Here is a 21,105-nt window from a genome sequence, read left to right on the forward strand (position 1 = left end):
CCCGAGCCCGAACCGGTGGCCGAGACCATCACCGAGCCCGAGCCGGTGACCGAGCCCGAACCGGTGGCCGAGACCATCACCGAGCCCGAGCCGGTGACCGAGCCCGAACCGGTGGCCGAGACCATCACCGAGCCCGAGCCGGTGGCCGAGCTGGAGCCGGTGACCGAGCCCGTTGCCATCGCCGTGCCAGAGCCCGCCGAGAAAGCCACGGAACCCACTCCCGCGGACGAGCCCATCGCCGCCGAGCCCGAGCCGGTGACCGAACCGGAGCCCATCGCCGCCGAGCCGGAGCTGGTTGCCGAGCCGGTCGCCGCCACAGAACCGATCGTCGAGCCCGCCCTGGAGCCCGTCGCCGCCCCGGAGCCCGTCGCCGCCCCGGAGCCCGTCGCGGCGCCCGAGCCCGTCGCCGCCCCGGAGCCCGTCGCCGCCCCGGAGCCCGTCGCGGCGCCTGAGCCGGTTGCTGCCCCGGAGCCCGTCGCCGCGCCCGAGCCGGTCATCCCGGCGCAGGCCGTCATCACGGCCGAGCCGGATCTGGTGGGCACGCCCGCCCCGGTCGACCAGCCGGACGACCTCACGAAGATCGCGGGCATCGGCCCGAAGGTGGCCATCGCGCTCGCCGCGGCCGGCATCACCACGTACGCGAAGCTGGCCGACTCCGACGTGACCAGCCTCAAGCAGGCGATCAACGCGGCCGGAATGCGCGGCTCGGCGAGCCTGGCCTCGTGGCCGGATCGTGCTCGCGAGATGGCCGGCGCGAACAGCTGAGAAGAGAACAGGCGTGTCCCGGCCCCGGGACACGCCTGTCTGCCGCAGTTCAGGTCGCCGAGAATCTCTCCGGCAAAAAGTTGCATCCCAGGAGCGGCCCGCCGATGTATCCGGCCGTCCAGCAAGGCCATGGCAACGTCAGGAGATCACGATGAACGTCGGCGCCGCTTCACTCTCCGCCTGGAACAGCTACGCGGCCTGGAACCGTCTCGCCGAGGCCCGGTCCAAGCTCGCCGCGGACCTGATGCCGACCCAGTCCTCCCCCGGCGTCGTCACCTCGTCCCGCGCCGCCGTCGCGAACGCCGAACACGAGGTGGTCCGGGTCGAGGCGGCCCGCGCGGCCGAACTCGCCCGTTTCCAGCGCAGCGGCCGCTTCATCGACATCACGGTCTGACGCCGCGCCGGCCCCCGGTGAGAGCACCCGGCCGGGCCGGACAGCACCAGGATCGGATGAGGACGGGCGGCGCTTAGCGGCGGGCAGGTTCAATCGGGTTGCGGGTTCAGAACGTGCGGTCCTCGTCGAACCACCCGGAGGGTTCCCCGCCCGGCGGAAGGTGGAAGAGGTCGGCCAATCCCCGGTAGACCTCCCATGCCTCTTCCCGTTCGCTGGTCTCGATCACCCCGTACCGTTGATCTATGCCGTTGAGGTCGGCGACGAACCGGCGGAGCGCACGCTCGGCTCGCGGGAGACGGTCCGGCGTCGACGGGGTGACGCCCTCGGCCGCCGCGCGCGCCCGCGCGTAGGCCAAACCGGCCTCCTCGGCGGCCGCCTCGGACTCCTCCCGCCAGTTCCGGAAGGGGTTGTTCAGGTTCCGGTCCAGCCAGGCGTCGGAGACCTTGCCCTCCAGGTGCACCCGGACGGCCGTGCCCCGGTAGCGGTCGCGCACCGCCTTGGCCAGGCTCCGCCGGACGCCGTGCAGTTCGAGCAGACGCAACCCCGGCAGGTCCGGGAGGTCGTCCGCGCCCAGGGCATAGGCGCCGGCCAGCGAGATCGTGTGCAGGCGCGGGCAGGCGGCCAGCGCCCCGGGCTCGGTCAGCCTGCCTGGAGGATCCTCGAAGTCGAGCCGGAGCTTCTCCAGCTCCGGTAGGGCGGCGAGCACCGACGCGGAGACCTCGGCGCCCACCCGCAGCCAGAGGTCGCGCACCCGGTGGAGGCCCTCGGGGACCCGCACGTCGGGGTTCTCGGGGAACAGACGCAGGTCCAGCCCGTACCCGGCATCGGGAAGCTCGACCCGCAGCGAGCGCGACGGGCCGGACAGCAGAAGCGTCTCCATGACCGGCAGCCGGAGGCTGCGCAGCTCGCCGCAGCCGAGGACACGCAGCGTGCCGACCGCGGTGCCGGTGAGGTCGATGTCGCCGACCGGATCGCGCCACTCGAGGAAGCGGATCCGCGGGCGGGTGCGGAGGGCCTCGCCGAGACCCCGGTCCGTTCCGGACCACAGGATGTTCTTGCTCTGCGGGAAGGCGTCCAGCGCGGTGAAGTCGACCGGGCCGTCCACCGGCACGCGGCCCGTCAGATTGAGTACGGTCATCGAGGCGACCATCGCGTGCGGACCCGCCCCGAAATCGACCTCGACGGTCGGTGGTGTCACGGAACGCAACTCGAACGCACCGGAGAGATCTGACATCCGATCATGTTAGAACCACTGGATCCGGTGAATCCGTCAAACTTTCCGTGACTTCGGCACATTCGTGGGCGCACGATGAATCGACGCCTTTCCACGTCTTCGGCAGCCCCGCGGTTCGGCAACATCATCGCTGGTGGATCGCTATGCGGGCGGCCGCCGCGGAACAGCCCGCCCGGACCCTCCCCACCGAGATCAAAAACGCTGTGTCGCCGGATCGACGCTGTTCGTAGTCATCTCGGGGTTTCGTGTCGCGCCTCGGCATCGCACCATGGATGACGGGTGATGCATTCGATGAGCGGGCGACGACTGGCAGTAGTGGTTAGCGTCGAGCAGCAGGACGATCCCGTGTTGCGCAGGTTCTCGGTGCCGTCGGCGGATGTTCCGGCGTTCGCGGACGTGCTCGGGGAGCCGGCGCTCGGCGGGTTCGACGTGGCGTACCTGCGAGATCCCGGCGCGCGTGAGGCGTACTCCCGGATCAAGTCGATCTTCGACGGCCGGGAGCAGGACGACTGCGTCCTGATCTACTTCCGCGGGGTGATGCTGACCGGGCCCGGCGGCAGTCTCTATCTGGCCGCGGCCGACACGGTGATGGGCCGGCCCGCCGACACCGCCATCGACGTCGCGCAGATGGCCGCCCTCATGCAGCGCAGCCGCGCCGGGCAAGCCGTGGTGCTGCTCGACGGTCGCACCGGGAGCCCGGTCGACGCCGGGCACCACTTCCGCGCGACACGGTCCGCCGAGTGGCAGAGCAGGGTCGTCATCGCCGCCACCGCCCGGCTCGAACCGCCCACCTTCGCCGGGCTCATCGCCGACGGTGTCACCAGCGGCGCCGCCGACCGTGACCGGGACGGCTGGATCGGCATCGGCGAGCTCCACGATCACCTGCGCGAACGGGACCCCAGCGTCCGGCAGTGGGTGTTCGGGTCGGGCCGGCAGCCGTACCTTGCCCGGGTCCGCCGTCAGGGCAGCGATCAGATGGCGCAGATCGCCCAGCTCGCGGTCGCGGCCGCCGGCGACGACCTGTCCCGCGCCGTCGAGGCACGCGAGTCGCTGCGCCGTCTGTCCACCGGTGAGGGCCGGGTCGCGGCCGCCGCGTCGGCCGCCCTCCGCCGCACCTCGGTCCGCCTGGCCGAACCGGTCGTCGACTTCGGCCGGGTCGCCCCCGGTACCCGCCGGCTCGCCGTCGAGGTCGCCGTCCAGGGACCACCGCTGACCGCGGCGTCGGCGGTGTCCAGCAGCGTCGACGGCCTGCACGCCCGGCTGGAGGGCAACGTCCTGCGAGTCTCCTGGTTCCCCACGGTGGGCCGCTTGGACGGCGCGATCACTCTGGACGGCCCGGCAGGCTCCGCCCACCTGGCGGTGACCGGCGAGGTCGCCGAGGACTTCGACGTGGCCACCGGCGGCTGGGTCCCCCGCGGCAACGGCACACCGCAGGCCCTCCCGGGCGGGGGCTCCCACGTCCCGCCTCCGCCCGGCGCTCCGACCTCGGGCGCGGGCCCACACGGCGTCCCCTCCGCACCACCCGCGCCTGAAGAGAGCTACACCCCGGCCGTCGGTTCCTCGCCCACGGGCGCTTTCGTGCCCTCCTCGGATGCCGGGCCCTCCGGACCGCCCGCGAGTGGCGGGCCGGGACATTCGACGGCCGCGTGGGAAACCGCCTGGGCCGCGGGCGCCCAGCCCTGGCCCGGCGAGACGCCCACCCCCGCCGAGGCCTGGCCCGGCGAGACGGCCTGGCCCGGCGAAGAAGCAGCGCGGGATCAGAGCGGGCCGTGGCCGGGCCGGCCGGCAGGCGGCCACACCACTCCCGCGCCGCCGGGCGGGGCGTCGGTCTCCGGTTCACCGGCCTGGTCGCCCACGAGCGGGCCACCGGCCCGAAGCTCTCAGCAGGCCGCCGGGAACGCCCCCACCCCACCCGGTACGACACCGGCCGCGGGGAACGCCACCGCCCGACCCGGTGCGGCACCGGCCGATATCCGGCCCTCCGGCGTGTCGCCCTGGGTTCCCACCGCCCAAGCGCCCACTCCGGCACCAGGCGACGAACGGACGGCCGGAGCCTCGCCCTGGGTTCCCACCGAGGGAACCGGTGCGGAGGAGCGCTCGGACAGCACGGCCGAGCCGCGAACCACGGCGCGCACCTCGCCGTGGGCGCCTACCAGTGGACCCCCGTCGCCTGGGCGTTCCACCGCTTCCCCGGCCGGGTATCCCGCCGTGCCGGCGGCCTGGGGCGGGACCGGCGATCCGTCTTCGGCCGGCCAGGGACGTGGCGGCTCCGTCACGAGCCCGGTGCCCAACGAACCGAGCGGAGCCGGGCCCGCGGAAGCACGGACGAAGCCCCCCGCTACCGCATCGGCGCCGGACAGCGACGCCGTGGCGGGCGTGGAGCCCTCGTCGACCGCCCCGGAGACCGGACCGCCCGGCATTCCTGACCAGCCGCTGGTGGCGCCCCGAGCGACGGTACGCGGTTCGTTCCCTGCCGAGCTGCCGGCTGTTTCCGGCAAACCGGCTGACGTTCCGGCAACGGTTCCGGGCGGATTGCCGGCGGAGTCGGATGAAACCGGCATGGCCGGCGGCTCGCCCACTTCCGTCGACGGAACGGCCGCCGAACACGAACCGCATCCGGCCGACAGCGGTGCCGGCGGCTCCGCTCCGGGACCGGAGAACATCTCGCCCAGCGTCCAGCCGAGTGCCGAACCGGTTCTCGTGGCCGGTGAAGTCAGCGATGCGGTCCACGGCAAGGTGGAGGCGGACACAGCCGGAGGGGCACCGGAGCCGAACTCGCCGGATGCCGACCGGTCCGGCGTTCCGGAGCGGGACGCCGCTGCGGGCGGGCAGCGGTCCGGCTCGGCGACGAGCACTGCGGAGTCCGGCCCTGCCCTGACCAGGCGTCCCGCCGCGCTCGACGGCGGCGGATGGCCTGTCCCCGGTGGCTCCTGGGGTTCACGGCCTTCGGATCCGGATGGGCTCTGGCCGTCGGCCGGCCGGAAACCCGGAGAGACCCCGGCGGGTGCCATCGCCGCCGCCGGTGGCAGGGACACCACCGATTCGCGTACGGGCGCCGCGGAGGCGGATCCGGTCACGGAGCCCGCGCCGACCGCCGGACATGTGCCCGGCCCGGTTCCCGGAGCGGCTGCGAACGGGTTGGACCAGGCCCTCGACGACGACGCCGAGGCGCATGACTCCGGTCTCGCGAGCGCTGGTGACCGTGGTCCGGTGGAGGCGGGCCCGGCCGGGCCGGCGCGGCCGTCCGGGAACGGCGTCTCGATTCCGGCTCAGCGTCAACCGGCCGACGAGACCGGTCCTCGGCTTGTCTCCTCAGCTCAGCGCCCACCCACGGCAGCGGAACAGGGTGTCCTCACAGAGCCCGGCACGGGAGTGGCTGCCGCCGCGGAGCACGGCGGTCCGGCGATGCCCGGCACGGGGGCAACGCCCGATAGCCGACGCGGCGGTCCAGCCGAGACCGGCACCGGAATCGCGGCTGCCGCGGCCGAGCACTCGGGGCGGCCTGGCAGTTGGCCCGGCACTGAGACCGGTGCAGCGGCTCGTCCATGGGCCGCCTCACCGATCGGGCCGGACGCGAACACTCCGGCCGGGATCGCGAGCGGACCGGAGACGACCGCCCCGGCCCCGCACCCCGCCGGACCGGACGCCAACCCCCCGGCACGGCAATCGGACGGTTCGTGGCCGAACGCCTCCGGTGGTACGGGCACAGCGACACCGGCTTGGCCGGATGAGCGAAGCACGCCCGCGCCATGGCCGTCCGCAACAGGTCCGGCGGTCGGAGGCGCGGCGGCAAGCTCCGGTCTCGGCGACTCGGCGGGCGGCGGAACGCCCGGGGCGGACACGGCGGCCGGGTCCGGGTGGCCCACGTCGCCGGCCGGCAGCTGGCCGACCTCGCCGGCGATCCCCTGGCCGGCGGCCGACCAGTGGGCACAGGCGCAACCGGGCGCCGACCAGTGGGCGCAGGCGCGACCGGCCGCCGACCAGTGGGCACAGTCACAGCCAGGCGCCGATCCGTGGGCACAGGCGCACCCGGGGGCCGCTCAGGCTCCGGGGACGCCGTATCCGGGTGACCAGGGACCGGCCGCCCACAGCACCGGCTACGGCCAGCCGGCCGGACCGGGCACGACCGGATACGGCCGGCCCGGAGCGGCCGGGTACGGGCAGCGCGGCGCCCGGGTTCAGTACGAGGGACCCGGCGCCGCGGGCTACGACGTTCCGGCCGGGGTGGGTTACCCGGGTGGGGACGGGCCGGGAAGCGGCGGCGGAGCGTACCCGGAGAATGGGGGTGAGCCGCCGCGGAGGCGCCTGGCTCTGGTGGCCGGGGTTCTGGTCGTGTTGCTTCTGCTGGCCGGTGGAACGTACGCCGGGGTGCGGTTCGTCCTGACCGGCGACGAGCCGGAGGCCGCCCCGCGCACGCCCGCCCCCACGCAGCAGGCGTCGCAGCAGCCGGGGGCCGTGCCGACCGAGCCGGCGGGGACGCAGCAGCCGGCCGCCCCCGCGAGTCTGGCGAAGCCGGTGGTGGTGGAGCAGATCAAGCTGGGCCGGGAGCCGGAGGGTGTGGCCGTCTCGCCGGACAACCGGACGATCTACGTGGCCGACCAGAGTTCGACGGACGTGCATTTCGTCGACGTGCGGTCGAAGCAGATCAGTGTGGTGAAGGTGCCGAACACGCCGCGGTTCCTGGCGTTGTCGGCGGACGGCAGCCGGCTGTATGTGTCGCTGTTCGAGAACAACTTCACCGGCAATGGCCTCGCGGTGATCGACACGGCCAAGAAGTCGCTGGTCAAGACGATCCGGACCGGGCCGCGGCCGTTCGAGCCGGCGGTGGCGCCGGACGGGCGGATCTGGCTGCCGATTCACAACGGGGCGCGGGTGGAGATCTACGACGACGAGTCGCTGACCGAGGCGGCACGGATCTCGGTGCCGCCGAACCCGCACTGGGTGGTGTTCACTCCGGACGGGCGGACCGCGTTCACCGCCAATCACGAGTCCAGCCAGATCTCGGTGGTGAACGTCGCGGACCAACTGGTGCGGAAGAACTTCAAGGTGGGCAAGTCGCCGCACGCGCTGGCGGTCACGCCGGACGGCAGACAGCTCGTGGCGACGAACTACGACCTGGACACGGTGGAGGTGTACGACACCGGCGACCAGCGACTGCTTCACAAGATCAAAGTCGGGCGGGAGCCGCAGGCGGTGATGGTCTCCGGAGACGGCCAGCACGCGTACGTGGTGAACGAGGGCTCCGACAACCTCTCGGTGATCGACCTGCCCTCGGGCAGGGTGGTGTCGACGGTGGGCGTCGGGGACAGTCCCCGGGTCAACGCGGTGTCCCCCGACGGCAAACGGCTGTACGTGACGGACGGCCGCGGCAAGACGGTTACCGTGTTGAGAACGTCTGCGGAGTGACGATTCCCTGGTAGCGTCGCGCCATGTCGCCGGATTCCATCTTTCGGGCTCGCCTGCACGACCTCACCGCACGGGAGCTGACCACTTTCGCCGACCGGCATCCCCGATCGGCGGCACTGTACCGAAACGCCGACCACCTGTTCGGCCGCGTCCCGATGACCTGGATGAACAAGACGCCGGCCGGTTTCCCGATCCATCTGGACAAGGCGCGCGGCAATCGGATCACCGACGTGGACGGCAACGAGTTCGTCGACTTCTGCCTCGGCGACACCGGCGCGATGGCCGGCCACTCCCCCGAGCCGGTCGTCGCCGCGGTCACCGAGCGTCTCCGCGACGGCCTGGCCACCATGATGCCGACCGAGGACGCCGCGGTCGCCGGCGCCGAGCTGGCCCGCCGGTTCGGGCTGCCGGCGTGGAGTTTCGCGCTGACCGCCACGGACGCCAACCGGTGGGCGATCCGGCTGCTGCGCGCGGTCACCGGCCGGTCGAAGATCCTGGTGAACAGCTACTGCTACCACGGTTCGGTGGACGAGTCGCTGATCGTGGTGGGCCCGGACGGGCGGGGTGTCTCCCGGGAGGGCAACGTCGGCGCGCCGGTGGACGTGACGATGACCAGCCGGGTGGCCGAGTTCAACGATCTGGCCGGGCTGGAGCGGGAGCTGGCGTACGGGGACGTGGCGGCGGTACTGATGGAGCCGGCGCTGACGAACATCGGGATCGTGCTTCCGGAGGAGGGTTACCTGGCCGGGGTGCGGGAGCTGACCCGCCGCCACGGGACCTACCTGATCAACGATGAGACGCACACGTTCTCGGCCGGGCCGGGCGGCGCGACCGCGTACTGGGGCTTGGACCCGGACGTGGTGACCATCGGGAAGGCGATCGGTGGCGGGGTGCCCGTCGGGGCGTACGGATTGAGCGCGGAGCTCGCCGGAGCACTCAGCGGGCGCGGAGATCTGGACCTGGTGGACATGGGCGGGGTCGGCGGCACGCTGGCCGGCAACCCGGTGTCGATGGCGGCGACCCGCGCCACCCTGACCGAGGTGCTCACCGAGGAGGCGTTCGCCGGCATGATCACGACGGCCACGGTGTTCGCCGACGGCCTCATCGAGATCATCGAAGGGCACGGGCTGCCCTGGTCGGTGAGCCGCCTCGGCGCCCGGGTCGAGTACCGCTTCGCCGCCCCGGCCCCGCGCAACGGCACCGAGTCGGCCCGGAGCGCGGACGCCGCGCTGGAGGACTTCCTGCACGTCTACCTGGCCAACCGGGGTGTGCTGCTGACTCCGTTCCACAACATGGCGCTGATGTGCCCGGCGACCACCCTCGCCGACGTGGCCCGGCATCACGAGATCTTCGACGCCGCCCTGAAGGAGCTGATGTAGCCGCCACGCTCCGGCCGCGGGACCGTGGGCTCCTCGCCGGTGCCCTCAGATGTTGTCCGGCTGGTTGAGAGCCGGATGCCGCTCCCCGGGAACCGCATACCAGGCCGGACCGTCCTGCCCGAGCGCCGTGTCGATCCGCAGTTTCGCCCACTCGTCCAGCTCGGGCAGGGCGCCCACCTCGAACCAGCCCACCTCCAGCGACTCGTCGTCGCCGACCCTCGCCTGCCCGCCGACCGCCCGGCAGCGGAACCACACCGCCAGATACTCACAGGTGTCACCGTTCGGATAGACCACCGGATGCGTGGCCACCCCCGCCACCCGAACGATCTCGGCGACCACCCCGGTCTCCTCGAGAATCTCCCGGAGCGCGGCCTCGGCGGGCTGCTCCCCCGGATCGATCATCCCGGCCGGCAGCGACCACCTCCCGTTGTCGGCCCGCCGCACCAGCAGCAGCCGCCCGTCGTCGTCGGTCACCACGGCACTCGCACCCGGCAGCATCAGCAGGTCACGGCCGATCTTCGCCCGCATCCGGGCCACATAATCAGGTACAGGCACACCCCAACCCTAAAAGCTCTCCGGTACGGCGTTCCCCGCCACCGGCGAATCCCCCGTCCCGTCCGTCCCCCGCGAGCACCCCGCGACTCCAGCCGGTGCCGCGACCGCCGGGCTGACCTGCCGGGCATTCCCACGTCCCGCAAGGCCGCCGCAGGCCGCGAACGATGCGGCCGGCGGCAAGCTTCAGCCGCTGCCCGGCGGCAAGCTTCAGCCGCTGCCCGGCGGCACTCGACCGGCCCCGGAACACCCGGCCACAGCGAACTCCCCTGCACGGCGGGTGCCCGGTCGCCACCATCCGCGAGCTTGGGCAGGCGCCCAGGTGTGTCACGAGCGCCCTTGACCGAACACATCTGCGAGGGACACCGTCAAGCCGTGACAGCGGACACCGGATTATCCCTTTTGGCGGACATCATGCTTCACGCTGACGGACAGTTTGGATCCCTTCTGGCGGACAACTCGTCGCTCACCGTAGTGGCCGAGCGGAGGGTGACGGAAGCCGGTTCAAACTCTCATGGGGACGCCGCCGGCTTGAGCCGTTGGGCGCGGTGGATCCTGCCGCGCCGCTTCCACTCCTCGCCGCGTATGACGCGGCTGCGGTGCGGGTCGGCTTGCCACCGGATTGCGTGGTCCAGCGGGTTCCGTGCCGCCGGATCAGGATCGGCTCAGCAGTCAAGCGTGCGCTGTCGGCGGGGCAATGAGCCACCTTTCGTCACTTGCTGTTATCGCGACATTGGGGGACTCAGCCATGTCCGTGCACGAGGAAGTTGAGGTGTCCACCAACAAGCCGAGCGGCCGGCCGGGACGAATCCATCCGACGGATCGTGGGCGATGTCCCTGAACGTATTTCTCCTCTACCTTTCAGTAAATTGGCATGATCAACTTCTGGGCGGGGCTTACAGTTTATTCTTCCCGCGCGGGACAATTTAGGTATGCGGCAGCTCCAGATGTTCGCCACGAAAGAATTGGCCACGATGCGTGATCGGCGCGCGCGCCGGAATTATTCTGAGGCCGCTGAGGATTTCCGCCGTGAGCATGAGCGGCATCGGGCTTGGGGCCTGCGTCAGCGTCACGCTCAACGCCTACGCCGCGCCGCCGCCACAGGCAAGGTGTCCACCGAGGCGCCCTCAAACACACCGGATCCGGCCACCTCGAAGCCACCGACCACCACGAAACCGGCGGAAACGACGAAACCGGCAACCACCAGCACGACCGCTGACTGCCGCGCACCCGCCCGACACAACACCGGAGCTACCGCGCAACCACGGGCCACCGCCCAACCGCTGGCCACACCGCACCCAACGGCCACACCGCAACCGCCGAACGTGGCCAGGTTCCAGGTGACGAGGCGGCCGCCGGCCGTTCTCGGGTCTTCGTCCACGGTGAATCCGCTGCTTACGGCGGGACGACCACTGGGGGCGGAGCCGCCGGCCACAGGTCTTCAAGCCATCCGTGCGGTGTCCGGTGCTGCGGGCCGGGATCACGCATCGGACGGGCCTGTGGGACTGGACCGCTCGGGTGACTGGTTCGTCAGAGCCGCCGCCGGGTGCATGCGGAGGACTTCTCCGGGTCGGGTGGCCGACCCACGGCCACAAATCAGGCCGGGCGGCAGCGAGACGGGCAGCGGCGGACCAGTCGGAGGCGGCCGCGGGACGGGCGGCGGCAGGACGGACGGCGGCAGGCCAGTCGGAGGCGGTGGCGGCGGCAGGCCAGCCGGAGGCGGCCGCGGGACGGGCGGCGGCAGGACGGACGGCGGCGGCAGGCCAGCCGGAGGCGGTGGCGGCGGCAGGACGGACGGCGGCGGCAGGCCAGCCGGAGGCGGTGGCGGCGGCAGGACGGGCGGTGATTGCGACGGAGGTCGGATCGTTTCCGTTTCGGTTTCGGCTCGAGTGAGGCCGACGAGATTGACGTCCTGCGGAGTCGGGGATCGACCATCCGCGCTCCGGACCTTTCCGCCCGGGGCGTGCACATTCCCGACTAATGATCTCGGGACGCGCGCATTCTCGCCAGGCTTATTGATAACCGTGTTTCGATCGATTGAAGCCGACCAGCTCGTGACACCATATCGCCGCCGGCCGAAGCGAAGGGAAATGGCCTTGCGGGCCGGGAGGTGGCGGCTAAACCGATCGGGCCGGCGTCGGATCGACGGGGCAACGACAAAACGAGGCCGGACAGGTACGAACTGCCTCGCCCCACCCGACCGGACCCCGCAGACGGGAAGCTCGGGTCGAATCCGGACAGTCCCAAGCTCGGGCGGCCCTTGCCCTACCCGGTTGGGTTCTGATGGGGACGGGCTTGGGGCGAGCTCAGCCCGGCGGGCGCGGCACAGGCGGGAGTGGGCAGCATGTTCGCGGGCTCGGCGGGACTCGGTGCTGCTCTTGGGGAGCGCGTGCGGCGTACCGGAAAGTGGGTGTGCCAGGGTGAGGGTCATGAATTCGTTGCGGGCGCGTTTTCGGGACATGCACTCGGCCGGGACCTTCGTGATCGCCAACGCGTTCGACGTGGGGTCGGCCCGGATTCTCGAGGGGGCCGGGTTCTCGGCTCTGGCCACCACCTCGTCGGGGCTGGCGGCGACGCTGGGGAAGCTGGATCAGCAGGTCACCAGGGATGAGCTGGTGGCGCATGTCGCGGCGGTCACGGCGGGGGCCGGGGTTCCGGTGAGTGTGGATTCGGAGCGGCTGTTCGCGGATGTGGCGGAGACCGTCGAACTGTTGGCCGGGGCGGGCGCTTCGGGGCTGTCGATCGAGGACTACGACCCGGCGGCCGGGGCGGTGGAACCGCTGGCCGTCAGTGTCGAGCGGGTGGGGACCGCGGCGGAGGCTGCGCGGCGGCACGGGCTGGTACTGACGGCGCGGGCGGAGAACCTGCTCTACGGGCTCGGGGATCTCGATGACACGATCGAGCGGCTGGTGGCCTATCGGGAGGCGGGGGCCGACGTGCTGTTCGCGCCGGGACTGAAAGCCGCCGGCGACATCGAACGGGTGGTCGGCGCGGTTCGGGCACCGGTGAACGTTCTCGCTCTGCCCGGCGTGCCCAGCGTTTCCGAGCTCGGGAAACTCGGTGTTCGGCGGGTTTCGGTGGGTGGGGCTCTGGCGTGGGCCGCCTATGGGGCCGTCCGGGACGCGGCGAAGGAACTGCTGGAGACGGGGACCACCGGGTTCCGGGCCCGTGGGCTGAACCCGGCGGAGGTGAAGGCCGCCTTCGGCGGCTGACCGCAATCACGTGGCCCGACGGCCGCGTGGCCCGGCGGCTGCGTGGCCCGACGGCTGCGTCGCCCGACGGCCGCACCTGAACAACCGCAACCGCACGCCCGGCCAACCGCAACCGCACGCCCGGCCAACCGAAACGGCACGCACGGTCCCGGGCCGCCACCCATAGTCCCGAGCCGCCACCCACAGTCCCAAGCCGCCACCCACAGTCCCAAGCCGCCACCCACAGTCCCAAGCCGCCACGCACGGTCGCTCTGGGCCGCGGCGGCAGGAGCGGTCCGAGCGGGGTCACGGCAATGCACCGCGGGGAGCACCTCGGTCAGGGCCGAACAGCTCCCTGTTTCGCGCCAAACGTCCGGACTTCACAGGAGCTTCACAGCGAACCCGGTGGGATGGCCCTCAAGGCGCTCTACGGGGGAGGAAACGATGAAGAGGACGATCGCGGTGATCGCGGCCGGAGGGCTGGTGCTGGCGGGCGCCGGGGTGGCCGAGGCGGCGGCCCCGCCCGCGCTGGGACTGGTGGCCGCGAGCAGGACGGTCACGGCGGAACGGTACGTGGACGGCGACGACGTGTACCTGTCGTTCAACCTGGGCCTGCACGTGATCGCCGGCAAGGACGCGTTCGTGGTGAAGGCGAAGCGGACCGGCTACGACAAGCCGATCGTGGCGCACCGCGGGGTGGTGCGGAAGGGCAAACGCACCTGGGTGAAACTGCCGGCCGGGACGGTCAAGGACTTCTCGGGGCTGAGGGACTTCACCACGATCACGATCTCGGACGCCAAGGGCAAGGCGGTCGTGACGTATCGGACGGCGTTCTGCGGGAACTCGGCGGAGTCGGCGCGGACCCGCCCGAACGCCCCGGCGACGAACCCGTATCCGACCGGGTGCGGCGGGCAGAACCCGTTCACGCTGGGTGCGGTCTGGGGTGTGCAGGCCGGCTGGAACGCGGCGGTCATCGATCAGCCGCGATCGGCGACCGTGCTGAGGAGCCTGCCGGCCGGCAAGTACACGGCCACCGCCACGGTGAATCCGCGGTACCGCGAGTTGTTCGGCATCCCGGCGAAGAACGCCACCGCGAAGGTCGCCGTGAACGTGGTGGAGGTCAAACCGGAGGTGGAGAAGTCGCTGGCCGGTGGGCATGAGGCGCACGGGCAGGTCGCCGACCGGCTGCCGGAGTTCCGGGCGGCGGCGAGCCGTCCCACGGTGCTGCGGGCGGCTCCGAAGAGCGGGCCGAAGCCGGACCTGCGGTCGTTGCCCGCCTGGGGCATCGCGCTGTCGCGGGAGGACGGCCGGTGGTATGTGAACTTCGGCGCCACGGTGTGGAATGCCGGTTCGTCTCCGCTGGTGGTGGACGGTTTCCGGCGTACCGGAACGGATCTGATGGATGCCTACCAGTATTTCTTCGACGCGGGCGGCAAGCAGGTGGGGTCCCGTCCGGCGGGCACCATGGAGTGGGACGACCGGGAGGGGCACAAGCACTGGCATTTCACCGACTTCGCCCAGTACACGCTGCTCAAGAGCGACAAGAAGCTGGCGGTGCGCAGCGGCAAGGAGGCGTTCTGCCTGGCCAACACGGATGCGGTCGACTACACGATCGCGGGCGCGAAGTGGCGGCCGGAGAACACCTCGCTGGAGACGTCGTGCGGGGCGAACACGGTGGTGGCGGTGCGGGAGGTGCTGGACATCGGCAACGGCGACACCTACAGCCAGGACCGGCCGGGGCAGTCGTTCGACGTCACGGGCCTTCCGAACGGCGTCTACTGGATCCAGGTGAAGGCGAACCCGGTCAACCGGCTGGCCGAGCTGTCCACCGGCAACAACACGGCGCTTCGCAAGATCGTCCTGGGTGGCACGGCGGCGAGGCGGACGCTCACGGTCCCGCCGGTGCACGGCATCAAGGGGTGATCGTCTCCCGGCCGGTCGTCCGCGACTCCAGGAAGTCGAGGTCGGCCTCCCAGCCGAGGCCGGGCACGGAGGGCACCTCGACGAAGCCCGCGTCGCAGACGACCGGTTCGGTGGTGACGTCCCGGGCGTAGTACTTGCCGGAGCCGGAGACGTCCGACGGGAACGTGAAGCCGGGCAGCGAGCTGAGCGCCACGTTCGCTGCCCGGCCGATCCCGAACTCGTGCATGCCGCCGCACCACACCGGCATGTCGTGGGCGGCGGCGAGGTCGTGGGCGCGGACCGCGGGAGTGAGCCCGCCCATCCGGGACACCTTGATGTTGAGGATTCGCCCGGCGCCCAGCCGCAGCGCGGTGATCAGGTCGTCGACCTCCTCGACCGACTCGTCCAGGCAGACCGGTGTGCGCAGCACGGCTTGCAGTTCGGCGTGCTCGACCAGAGCGCGCGGGGCGAACGGCTGCTCGATCATCAGCAGGCCGAGGTCGTCCAGCTCCTCGAAGATCGCGCGAGCCGAGGAAGGATAGGCGCCGTTCGCGTCGACATGCACCGCGACATCCGGGAAGGTGGAGCGAACCTCGCGCACCGGCGTCACGTCCCACCCCGGCGCGATCTTCAGTTTCACCCGGCGATACCCCTCGGCCACTCGGGCCTCGACCTGGGTGAGCAGCTCGCCGACGGTGGGTTCGATGCCGAGCGACACACCGGCTTCGACCTTCGCCCGCTCTCCACCCAAAGCCTTCGACAGGGGTACGCCCTGAGCGCGCGACCACAGCGCCCAGCCCGCCATGTCGAACCCGGCCCGGGCGAAATGGTTCCCGCGCACCCTGCCCATGGCGGCCGCCAGTTCCGCCGGATGTTCCCACCGGGCGGCCAGCACGAGCGGCGCCAGGAAGGCACGGGCCACCGCCCAGCAGCTGTCCACTGTCTCGGCCGAGTAGTACGGCCCGCTCGGTGAGGCGATCTCGCCCCATCCGGCGGTCCCGTCCGCGCCGGTGAGGGTGACGAGGATGTGCTCCAGTTCCCGTTTGGCGTGCGAGCTGGTCTGGAACCGGTGCACGAGTGGCAGCCGGACGCGGCGCAGCTCGACCTTCTCGATCTGGATCATGTCTCTTCCGTGTAGAGGCCCAGTTCGGCGGCGAGGGCGTCGCGGTCCCGCAGACGGCGGCCGGCGCCCTTGGAACTGGCGATGGTCAGGGTGGCGAGCAGGTGCAGGACGAGCACGACCGAGGTGGGCGAGTTCGTGTACGAGGCGCTCTCGGTGCCGATCACGATGGTGGCGGCGGCGTGGGCGGACAGCGGGGTGTCGTCGGCGTCGGTGATCAGCACCAGTTCGCCGCCGTGCCGCACGTACGCCGAGGCGACGTCGACGGTCTCCCGGCGGTAGCGGGCCATCGAGACGGCCACCAGCAGGTCGCCCTGCCGGATGTCGCTGAGCACGTCGAGCGGCCGGGCCGAGACGCCGTCGACCAGTTGCACGCCGGACAGCCCGGCGCTCAGGTCGACGGCCAGCATCGAGGCGTAGCTGAGCGACTTGCCGTGCCCGAGCAGGTAGCGGCGCCGCGCCGAAACGATCATGGCGGCCGCGCGCTCGATCGTGTCCTGTTCGGCGGCCCGGGCCAGCGCCTTCTCGAACTCGGTGCGCTGCTGCTCGAGGACGCGCTGTTTGAGAACCTGGGCGGAGCGGCGCTGCACGTTGCGGTCGAACCGCTCGGACGGGGTGGAACGCGGTGCCGTCACGAGTCGGCGCTCTCGAACGCGTAGACCACCCGGTCGGTGGAGCCGGGCGCCCGGGTGACACCGACCAGCCGGCCGCCGGACGCGAAACGCTCCTGGAGGGCGGCGCGCAGCCGGGCCCGGTCGGACAGCGACGGCGCGGCGAACCGCTGGTCGGCGGGCGCCTCGACGGCCGGGCTGGGGACGCCGGTCTTGCGGGCATGCCACAGATCCCAGCTGACCAGGACTCGGTCGGTGTCGTCGCCGTAGTAGCCGGGCAGGAACCGCACTCCGGTGGCGCCCAGGACGGCCAGGTTGAAATGGGCGTTGCGCAACGCGTACGGATCGAAGGTCCACCGCATGGTGCGCGCCCCGGTGCCGCGCGCCACCTCGGCCTGCGCCTGTTTGAGCAGGCGGCCGACGCCGAAGCCCTGCGCGGCGGGCGCCACCACCGCGGCCTGCGAGTAGTGGTAGAGCTCGCCGCCGTCGACCGCGGAGAACCCGAAGCAGAAGCCGACCAGGACGCCGGACGGGCCGAGGGCGCCGATCACCGAGCCGGAGTTCTCCCGGAGGGCGGCCAGCAGGCGGGGGCTCACGCCGTACTCAGGCTGCTCGTAGCCGAAGACGGACCGGTAGAGGCGCGCCGCGGCGGTCCACTCGGCGAGCCCGTCGAGCGCCCGCACCGACAGCTCCATGACCGCACCTCCGGAGAAGGATAAGAAACGTATGATCGCCAGTTTGACAATATCATCGCTCGTTGACAACGCCGAAGGGTCAATTTAGCGTTCGCATATGTCGTCACCGCATCTCGCCGCGCTGCACCGGCTCACGGCCCTGGAGTCACCCACCGGGGATGCCCGCTCGCTGGCCGCCCTGGCCGAGGCGCTGGAGGCGGACGCCGTCCGGGCCGGTTTCACGACCGCCCGCGAGACCCGGCCGACCGGGGACCATCTGCTCTGGAACCTGCCCGCCCGGGACGTCGCCGGGGAGCCGATCCTGCTGCTGTCGCACTACGACACCGTGTGGCCGGCCGGCACACTCGCCGCGATGCCGTGGTCGGTGGAGGGCGACGTGGTGCGCGGTCCCGGCGTCTACGACACCAAGGCCGGCCTGGTCGCGCTTCTCGCGGCGGCGGACCGGATCAGGGACCGGCCCCATCCCGAGGTACGGGTGATCGTCGTCGCCGACGAGGAGATCGGCTCACCGAGCGCCGTGGACCTGGTGCGCGCCGAGGCGGGGCGGGCGCGGGCGGTCCTGGGGCTGGAGCCGCCGCACCCGGGCGGCGACCTGAAGACGGGCCGCCGGGGCAGCACCCGGGTCCGCATCGAGGTGACCGGGGTGGAGGCGCACGCCGCGCTGGACCCGGACGCCGGGGCCAGCGCGATCGACGAACTGGTCGACCAGCTGGTGGCCTTCCGCGCGGTGGCGGCACGGCGGCCGGTGCTGCTGAACACCGGGACGATCGCCGGCGGCGGCCGGACCAACGTGGTGGCCGGGCACGCGCACGCCGACCTCGGGCTGCGGTTCACCGACCCGGCCGACGAGGAGGCGCTGCTCGGCGAGTTGCGGTCGCTGCGGCCGGTCCGGGCGCGGGCGGCCGTGACGGCGCGGCTGCTGTCGCACCGGCCCACCTGGCGGCCGGACGACGCCGGGGCGGCGCTGCTGGACCGGATCCGGGAGATCGCGGCCGGGATCGGGCAGCGCCTGGACGGACGGCCGGCCGACGGTGCGGCGGACACCAACACGACCGGCGCGATGGGGCGGCCCACCGTCGACGGGCTGGCGCCCCGTGGCGGCGGCGCGCACGCGCGTACCGAATGGGTGTCGGCCGCCGGCATCGCCGAGCGGGCCGACCTGCTCGCCGCTCTCCTGGGTCCTTCGGGCCTGGCCGGGTGAGGACGGCGCCGGTCACCGGCGTTCGCGGGGGCGTTCCTCCGCGGCGGGGGTGAGCGGCTCGTCGGGTGGGACGAGTTCCCGGTCCGCCTCGGCCCGGGGACGTGCCGCCGGATGGCGCGGCAGATCCTCGGGTCGCTTCTCTTCTGGTTCGCGTTGATTCGTCACGCCTGCTGAATTCCCCGGACCGAACGGTTTAGGCCTGCGGGACCTGGGGTAACCGACGGGGCCTGGAGGGGAATCGATGCTGAGCGATGACGACCGGCGCACCCTCGCCGACCTGGAGACCCAGCTCCGAGCCGACCCCGAGTTCGCCGCGCGGATGGCCGCGCCGGCCTCGGAGGTGCGGTTCCCGATCGTGGCCACCCTCTGTGTCGGCCTCTTCATCCTGGTTCCGCCGGTGATGCTGCTGTTCGGGTGGCCGGGCCTGATCATCACGGTGGACGTGTTCGCGTCCGTCATCGCGGTCATCCTGATCGCCCGCCACCGCCGCGACCGCTGACCGCCCGGCTCTCATCGACTTCACATCCGGGCGTGCTCTCATGGCGGGACCATGAGCGCCCACGTCCTGGTCGTCGACGACCAGCCCAACATTCTCGACCTGCTGCGGACGGTGCTCACCTTCCACGGCTTCACGGTCGACACCGCCGGCACCGCCGCGGCCGCGGTCGACCGCGCCCGCACCCTGCCGCCGGACCTCGTGCTGCTCGACGTGATGCTGCCCGACGGCGACGGGATGGACGTCTGCCGCCGCCTGCGCGCCGGCGGGCTCGGCGCCGGCATCATCTTCCTGACCGCCCGCGACGGGCGCGAGGACCAGGTGTCCGGGCTGGCGTTCGGCGGCGACGACTACGTCACCAAACCGTTCGACGTGGAGGTGCTGCTGGCCCGGGTCCGGGCGGTGCTGCGCCGGGTCCACGGCGGCGGCCCGGCGGCCCGGCCCGACCCGGTGCTGCGCTACGAGGACCTGGAGTTCGACCAGGAGACCCTGGCCGTCACCCGCGGCGGTACGCCGGTGCCGCTGTCGCCCACCGAGCTGCGGCTGCTGCGCTACTTCCTCACCAACCCCGGGCGGGTGCTGTCCCGGGCGCAGATCCTGGCAGCTGTCTGGGAGTACGACTCCGGTTCGGTGTCCAACGTCGTCGACACGTACGTCGGATATCTGCGCCGCAAACTGGACCGGCACGGCCCGCCGCTGATCGTCACCCATCGCGGCTTCGGCTACGCGATGCGCGCGGACCGCCGATGATCCGGCCGTTCGTCCCGGTTCGCGGCGCTCGGCCCGTGAGCCGTCGGCCACTGCGGTTCACACTGGTCGCGGGCGTCGCCGGGCTCACCGCGGCGGCGCTGGCGATCACCTGGCTGACCGCGGCGCTGGCGCTCCGGGCGTACCTGATGGAGAGGATCGACGACCAGCTGGCCGCGGCCGACGCGCTGGTGCGGCAGCGGGCCGCGCTCCTGCCCGAACCGGGCCTGCGCTCGGCGCTCGCGGTGACCGACTACCTGATCGAGTTCCGCCGCGCCGACGGCCACACGGCCCGGCTGGTCGGCGGCACCCCGCTGCCCGCCGAACCGCTGCTGGACAGCGCCGACCCGGCCGTCGCCGGCCCGCAGACCGTGCTCGGCGCCTACCGGGTCCGGCTCGTCGCGGTCGACGGCGGCACGGTGCTGATCGGCCTGCCCCTGGCCCCGGTCCGGGAGACCGTCACCCGGCTGGCCACGACCGCCGCCGTCACCGCCGCCACCGTGCTGGCGGTCCTCACGGTCCTGGCCCGCTGGCTGGTGATCCGCCGGCTGCGCCCGCTCGACGAGATCGCCGCCATCGCCGGGGCGATCGCCGACGGCGACCTGGGCCGGCGGGTCGGTGCCCCCGGCCCGGACAGCCCGGAGGCCCACACCGAGGTGGGCCGGCTGTCCGTGGCGGTCGACGGGATGCTCGCCCGGATCCAGGCGACGATGGCCGTGATGCGCTCGTTCGTGGCCGACGCCTCCCACGAGCTGCGCACCCCGCTCACCTCGATCAGCGGCTACCTGCAGTTGATCCGTGGCGGCGTCGTCGACCTGGCCTCCCGCCCGGATGTGCTGCGCCGCCTCGAGGAGGAGTCCGGCCGGATGGGTGTGCTCGTCGACGAGCTGCTCTACCTGGCCCGGCTGGAGTCCGACCCGCCGGTCCGCCGGGAGCCCGTCGACCTGGCCGTGCTCATCCACGACGCGGTCGCCGACGCCCGCGCCGTCGAGCCCGGCCGCCCGCTCACCATGGCCGTCAGCGCGCCGGTGATCGTCTCCGGCGACGAGAGCACCCTGCGCCAGGTTCTGGCCAATCTGCTCGGCAACGTCCGCGCGCACACCCCGCCCGGCACCCCCGCCCGGGTCACCGCGTGCGCGAACGGCGCCCGGGTACGGGTCGCGGTCACCGACCAGGGCCCGGGGATGACGCCGGAGGCGGCCGGGCGGGCCTTCGAACGGTTCTGGCGAGCCGATCCGGCACGGGCGTTCGCCGGCGGCTACGGCCTGGGCCTGGCCATCGTCGCCGAGGTGGTCCGCAACCACGGCGGCGCCACCGGCATCGACACCGGCGACGGATTCACCGTCTGGTTCGAACTTCCCATCTGACTCTCATCCGGCTCGCATCACACCGTCACACCCGCCTGGTGACAT

Annotated in this window: 17 protein-coding genes; 10 read left to right on the plus strand and 7 right to left on the minus strand. The window is 72.4% G+C overall.

Annotated elements, in window-relative coordinates; all coding sequences use genetic code 11:
* Window positions 1–765 (plus strand): helix-hairpin-helix domain-containing protein (locus AB0I88_RS31560; RefSeq protein ID WP_361032878.1); only part of this gene is annotated, 765 nt, incomplete at its 5' end.
* A gap of 151 nt (window positions 766–916) precedes the next feature.
* Window positions 917–1,159, plus strand: a complete 243-nt coding sequence (locus AB0I88_RS31565) for a hypothetical protein (protein WP_361032882.1) — start codon at window positions 917–919, stop codon at window positions 1,157–1,159.
* 106 nt (window positions 1,160–1,265) lie between these two features.
* On the opposite strand, the gene AB0I88_RS31570 is transcribed toward AB0I88_RS31565, so the two are convergent.
* The gene (locus AB0I88_RS31570; RefSeq protein WP_361032885.1) at window positions 1,266–2,393 is read right to left on the minus strand and encodes a hypothetical protein; all 1,128 of its coding nucleotides are present in this window, start codon (window positions 2,391–2,393) and stop codon (window positions 1,266–1,268) included.
* Window positions 2,394–2,738: 345 nt separating this feature from the next.
* Between AB0I88_RS31570 and AB0I88_RS31575 the strand changes: the two genes are divergently transcribed.
* Complete coding sequence (locus AB0I88_RS31575) at window positions 2,739–7,799, plus strand: beta-propeller fold lactonase family protein (RefSeq protein WP_361032888.1); 5,061 nt, start codon at window positions 2,739–2,741, stop codon at window positions 7,797–7,799.
* 23 nt (window positions 7,800–7,822) lie between these two features.
* Window positions 7,823–9,178 carry a transaminase gene (locus AB0I88_RS31580; RefSeq protein WP_361032891.1) on the plus strand — a complete coding sequence of 452 codons (1,356 nt, stop codon included), beginning with the start codon at window positions 7,823–7,825 and terminating at the stop codon, window positions 9,176–9,178.
* Between the two features lie 45 nt (window positions 9,179–9,223).
* Here the strand turns inward: AB0I88_RS31580 and AB0I88_RS31585 are convergent, their stop codons facing one another.
* Together AB0I88_RS31585 and AB0I88_RS31590 are read right to left on the minus strand one after the other, a co-directional pair.
* The gene (locus AB0I88_RS31585) at window positions 9,224–9,733 is read right to left on the minus strand and encodes an NUDIX domain-containing protein (protein WP_361032894.1); all 510 of its coding nucleotides are present in this window, start codon (window positions 9,731–9,733) and stop codon (window positions 9,224–9,226) included.
* Between the two features lie 1,072 nt (window positions 9,734–10,805).
* Window positions 10,806–11,111: a hypothetical protein gene (locus tag AB0I88_RS31590; RefSeq protein WP_361032897.1), complete on the minus strand. Its 306-nt coding sequence runs from the start codon at window positions 11,109–11,111 to the stop codon at window positions 10,806–10,808.
* Window positions 11,112–12,159: 1,048 nt separating this feature from the next.
* Here AB0I88_RS31590 and AB0I88_RS31595 point away from each other — a divergent pair.
* Both AB0I88_RS31595 and AB0I88_RS31600 read left to right on the plus strand, forming a co-directional pair.
* Entirely contained in the window at window positions 12,160–12,942 is a 783-nt protein-coding gene (locus tag AB0I88_RS31595; RefSeq protein WP_361032900.1) for an isocitrate lyase/phosphoenolpyruvate mutase family protein, read from the plus strand.
* A 423-nt stretch (window positions 12,943–13,365) separates the two neighbouring features.
* A complete protein-coding gene (locus tag AB0I88_RS31600) occupies window positions 13,366–14,844 on the plus strand; it encodes a lysyl oxidase family protein (RefSeq protein WP_361032903.1) in 1,479 nt (492 codons plus the stop codon).
* Here the strand turns inward: AB0I88_RS31600 and menC are convergent.
* Genes menC through AB0I88_RS31615 form a run of 3 tightly spaced genes read right to left on the minus strand, consistent with a single transcriptional unit; the run spans window position 14,834 to window position 17,249 of the window.
* The gene (gene menC, locus AB0I88_RS31605) at window positions 14,834–15,946 is read right to left on the minus strand and encodes an o-succinylbenzoate synthase (protein WP_361032906.1); all 1,113 of its coding nucleotides are present in this window, start codon (window positions 15,944–15,946) and stop codon (window positions 14,834–14,836) included. The two genes, AB0I88_RS31600 and menC, sit on opposite strands and share 11 nt — an antisense overlap.
* Window positions 15,943–16,578: an SIS domain-containing protein gene (locus AB0I88_RS31610; protein WP_361032909.1), complete on the minus strand. Its 636-nt coding sequence runs from the start codon at window positions 16,576–16,578 to the stop codon at window positions 15,943–15,945. Before AB0I88_RS31610 ends, menC begins: the two co-directional genes overlap by 4 nt.
* The gene (locus tag AB0I88_RS31615) at window positions 16,575–17,249 is read right to left on the minus strand and encodes a GNAT family N-acetyltransferase (RefSeq protein ID WP_361032912.1); all 675 of its coding nucleotides are present in this window, start codon (window positions 17,247–17,249) and stop codon (window positions 16,575–16,577) included. The genes AB0I88_RS31610 and AB0I88_RS31615 overlap by 4 nt, the downstream gene beginning before the upstream one ends.
* Before the next feature lie 97 nt (window positions 17,250–17,346).
* On the opposite strand from AB0I88_RS31615, the gene AB0I88_RS31620 reads away from it, so the two are divergent.
* Window positions 17,347–18,450 (plus strand): M20/M25/M40 family metallo-hydrolase, encoded by a 1,104-nt coding sequence (locus AB0I88_RS31620; protein WP_361032915.1) that lies wholly within the window; start codon window positions 17,347–17,349, stop codon window positions 18,448–18,450.
* A gap of 12 nt (window positions 18,451–18,462) precedes the next feature.
* Here the strand turns inward: AB0I88_RS31620 and AB0I88_RS31625 are convergent, their stop codons facing one another.
* Complete coding sequence (locus tag AB0I88_RS31625) at window positions 18,463–18,615, minus strand: hypothetical protein (RefSeq protein WP_361032918.1); 153 nt, start codon at window positions 18,613–18,615, stop codon at window positions 18,463–18,465.
* A gap of 76 nt (window positions 18,616–18,691) precedes the next feature.
* On the opposite strand from AB0I88_RS31625, the gene AB0I88_RS31630 reads away from it, so the two are divergent.
* The 3 genes from AB0I88_RS31630 to AB0I88_RS31640 are packed head-to-tail and all read left to right on the plus strand — an operon-like array spanning window position 18,692 to window position 21,060.
* Window positions 18,692–18,949 (plus strand): DUF3040 domain-containing protein, encoded by a 258-nt coding sequence (locus tag AB0I88_RS31630; RefSeq protein WP_361032921.1) that lies wholly within the window; start codon window positions 18,692–18,694, stop codon window positions 18,947–18,949.
* A gap of 51 nt (window positions 18,950–19,000) precedes the next feature.
* Window positions 19,001–19,696 (plus strand): response regulator transcription factor, encoded by a 696-nt coding sequence (locus AB0I88_RS31635; protein WP_361032924.1) that lies wholly within the window; start codon window positions 19,001–19,003, stop codon window positions 19,694–19,696.
* 35 nt (window positions 19,697–19,731) lie between these two features.
* The gene (locus AB0I88_RS31640; RefSeq protein WP_361032927.1) at window positions 19,732–21,060 is read left to right on the plus strand and encodes an ATP-binding protein; all 1,329 of its coding nucleotides are present in this window, start codon (window positions 19,732–19,734) and stop codon (window positions 21,058–21,060) included.
* The last annotated feature ends 45 nt before the right edge of the window (window positions 21,061–21,105 follow it).

This window comes from Actinoplanes sp. NPDC049802 (genome assembly GCF_040656595.1).
In the GTDB taxonomy this organism is placed as follows: domain Bacteria; phylum Actinomycetota; class Actinomycetes; order Mycobacteriales; family Micromonosporaceae; genus Actinoplanes.

Excerpts from the sequence above, each read along its gene's own strand:
- AB0I88_RS31595 (WP_361032900.1), top strand. The coding sequence starts at position 12,160 with ATGAATTCGTTGCGGGCGCGTTTTCGGGACATGCACTCGGCCGGGACC.
- menC (WP_361032906.1), bottom strand. The coding sequence starts at position 15,946 with ATGATCCAGATCGAGAAGGTCGAGCTGCGCCGCGTCCGGCTGCCACTC.
- AB0I88_RS31620 (WP_361032915.1), top strand. The coding sequence starts at position 17,347 with ATGTCGTCACCGCATCTCGCCGCGCTGCACCGGCTCACGGCCCTGGAG.
- AB0I88_RS31580 (WP_361032891.1), top strand. The coding sequence starts at position 7,823 with ATGTCGCCGGATTCCATCTTTCGGGCTCGCCTGCACGACCTCACCGCA.
- AB0I88_RS31635 (WP_361032924.1), top strand. The coding sequence starts at position 19,001 with ATGAGCGCCCACGTCCTGGTCGTCGACGACCAGCCCAACATTCTCGAC.
- AB0I88_RS31570 (WP_361032885.1), bottom strand. The coding sequence starts at position 2,393 with ATGTCAGATCTCTCCGGTGCGTTCGAGTTGCGTTCCGTGACACCACCG.
- AB0I88_RS31565 (WP_361032882.1), top strand. The coding sequence starts at position 917 with ATGAACGTCGGCGCCGCTTCACTCTCCGCCTGGAACAGCTACGCGGCC.
- AB0I88_RS31600 (WP_361032903.1), top strand. The coding sequence starts at position 13,366 with ATGAAGAGGACGATCGCGGTGATCGCGGCCGGAGGGCTGGTGCTGGCG.
- AB0I88_RS31630 (WP_361032921.1), top strand. The coding sequence starts at position 18,692 with ATGCTGAGCGATGACGACCGGCGCACCCTCGCCGACCTGGAGACCCAG.
- AB0I88_RS31615 (WP_361032912.1), bottom strand. The coding sequence starts at position 17,249 with ATGGAGCTGTCGGTGCGGGCGCTCGACGGGCTCGCCGAGTGGACCGCC.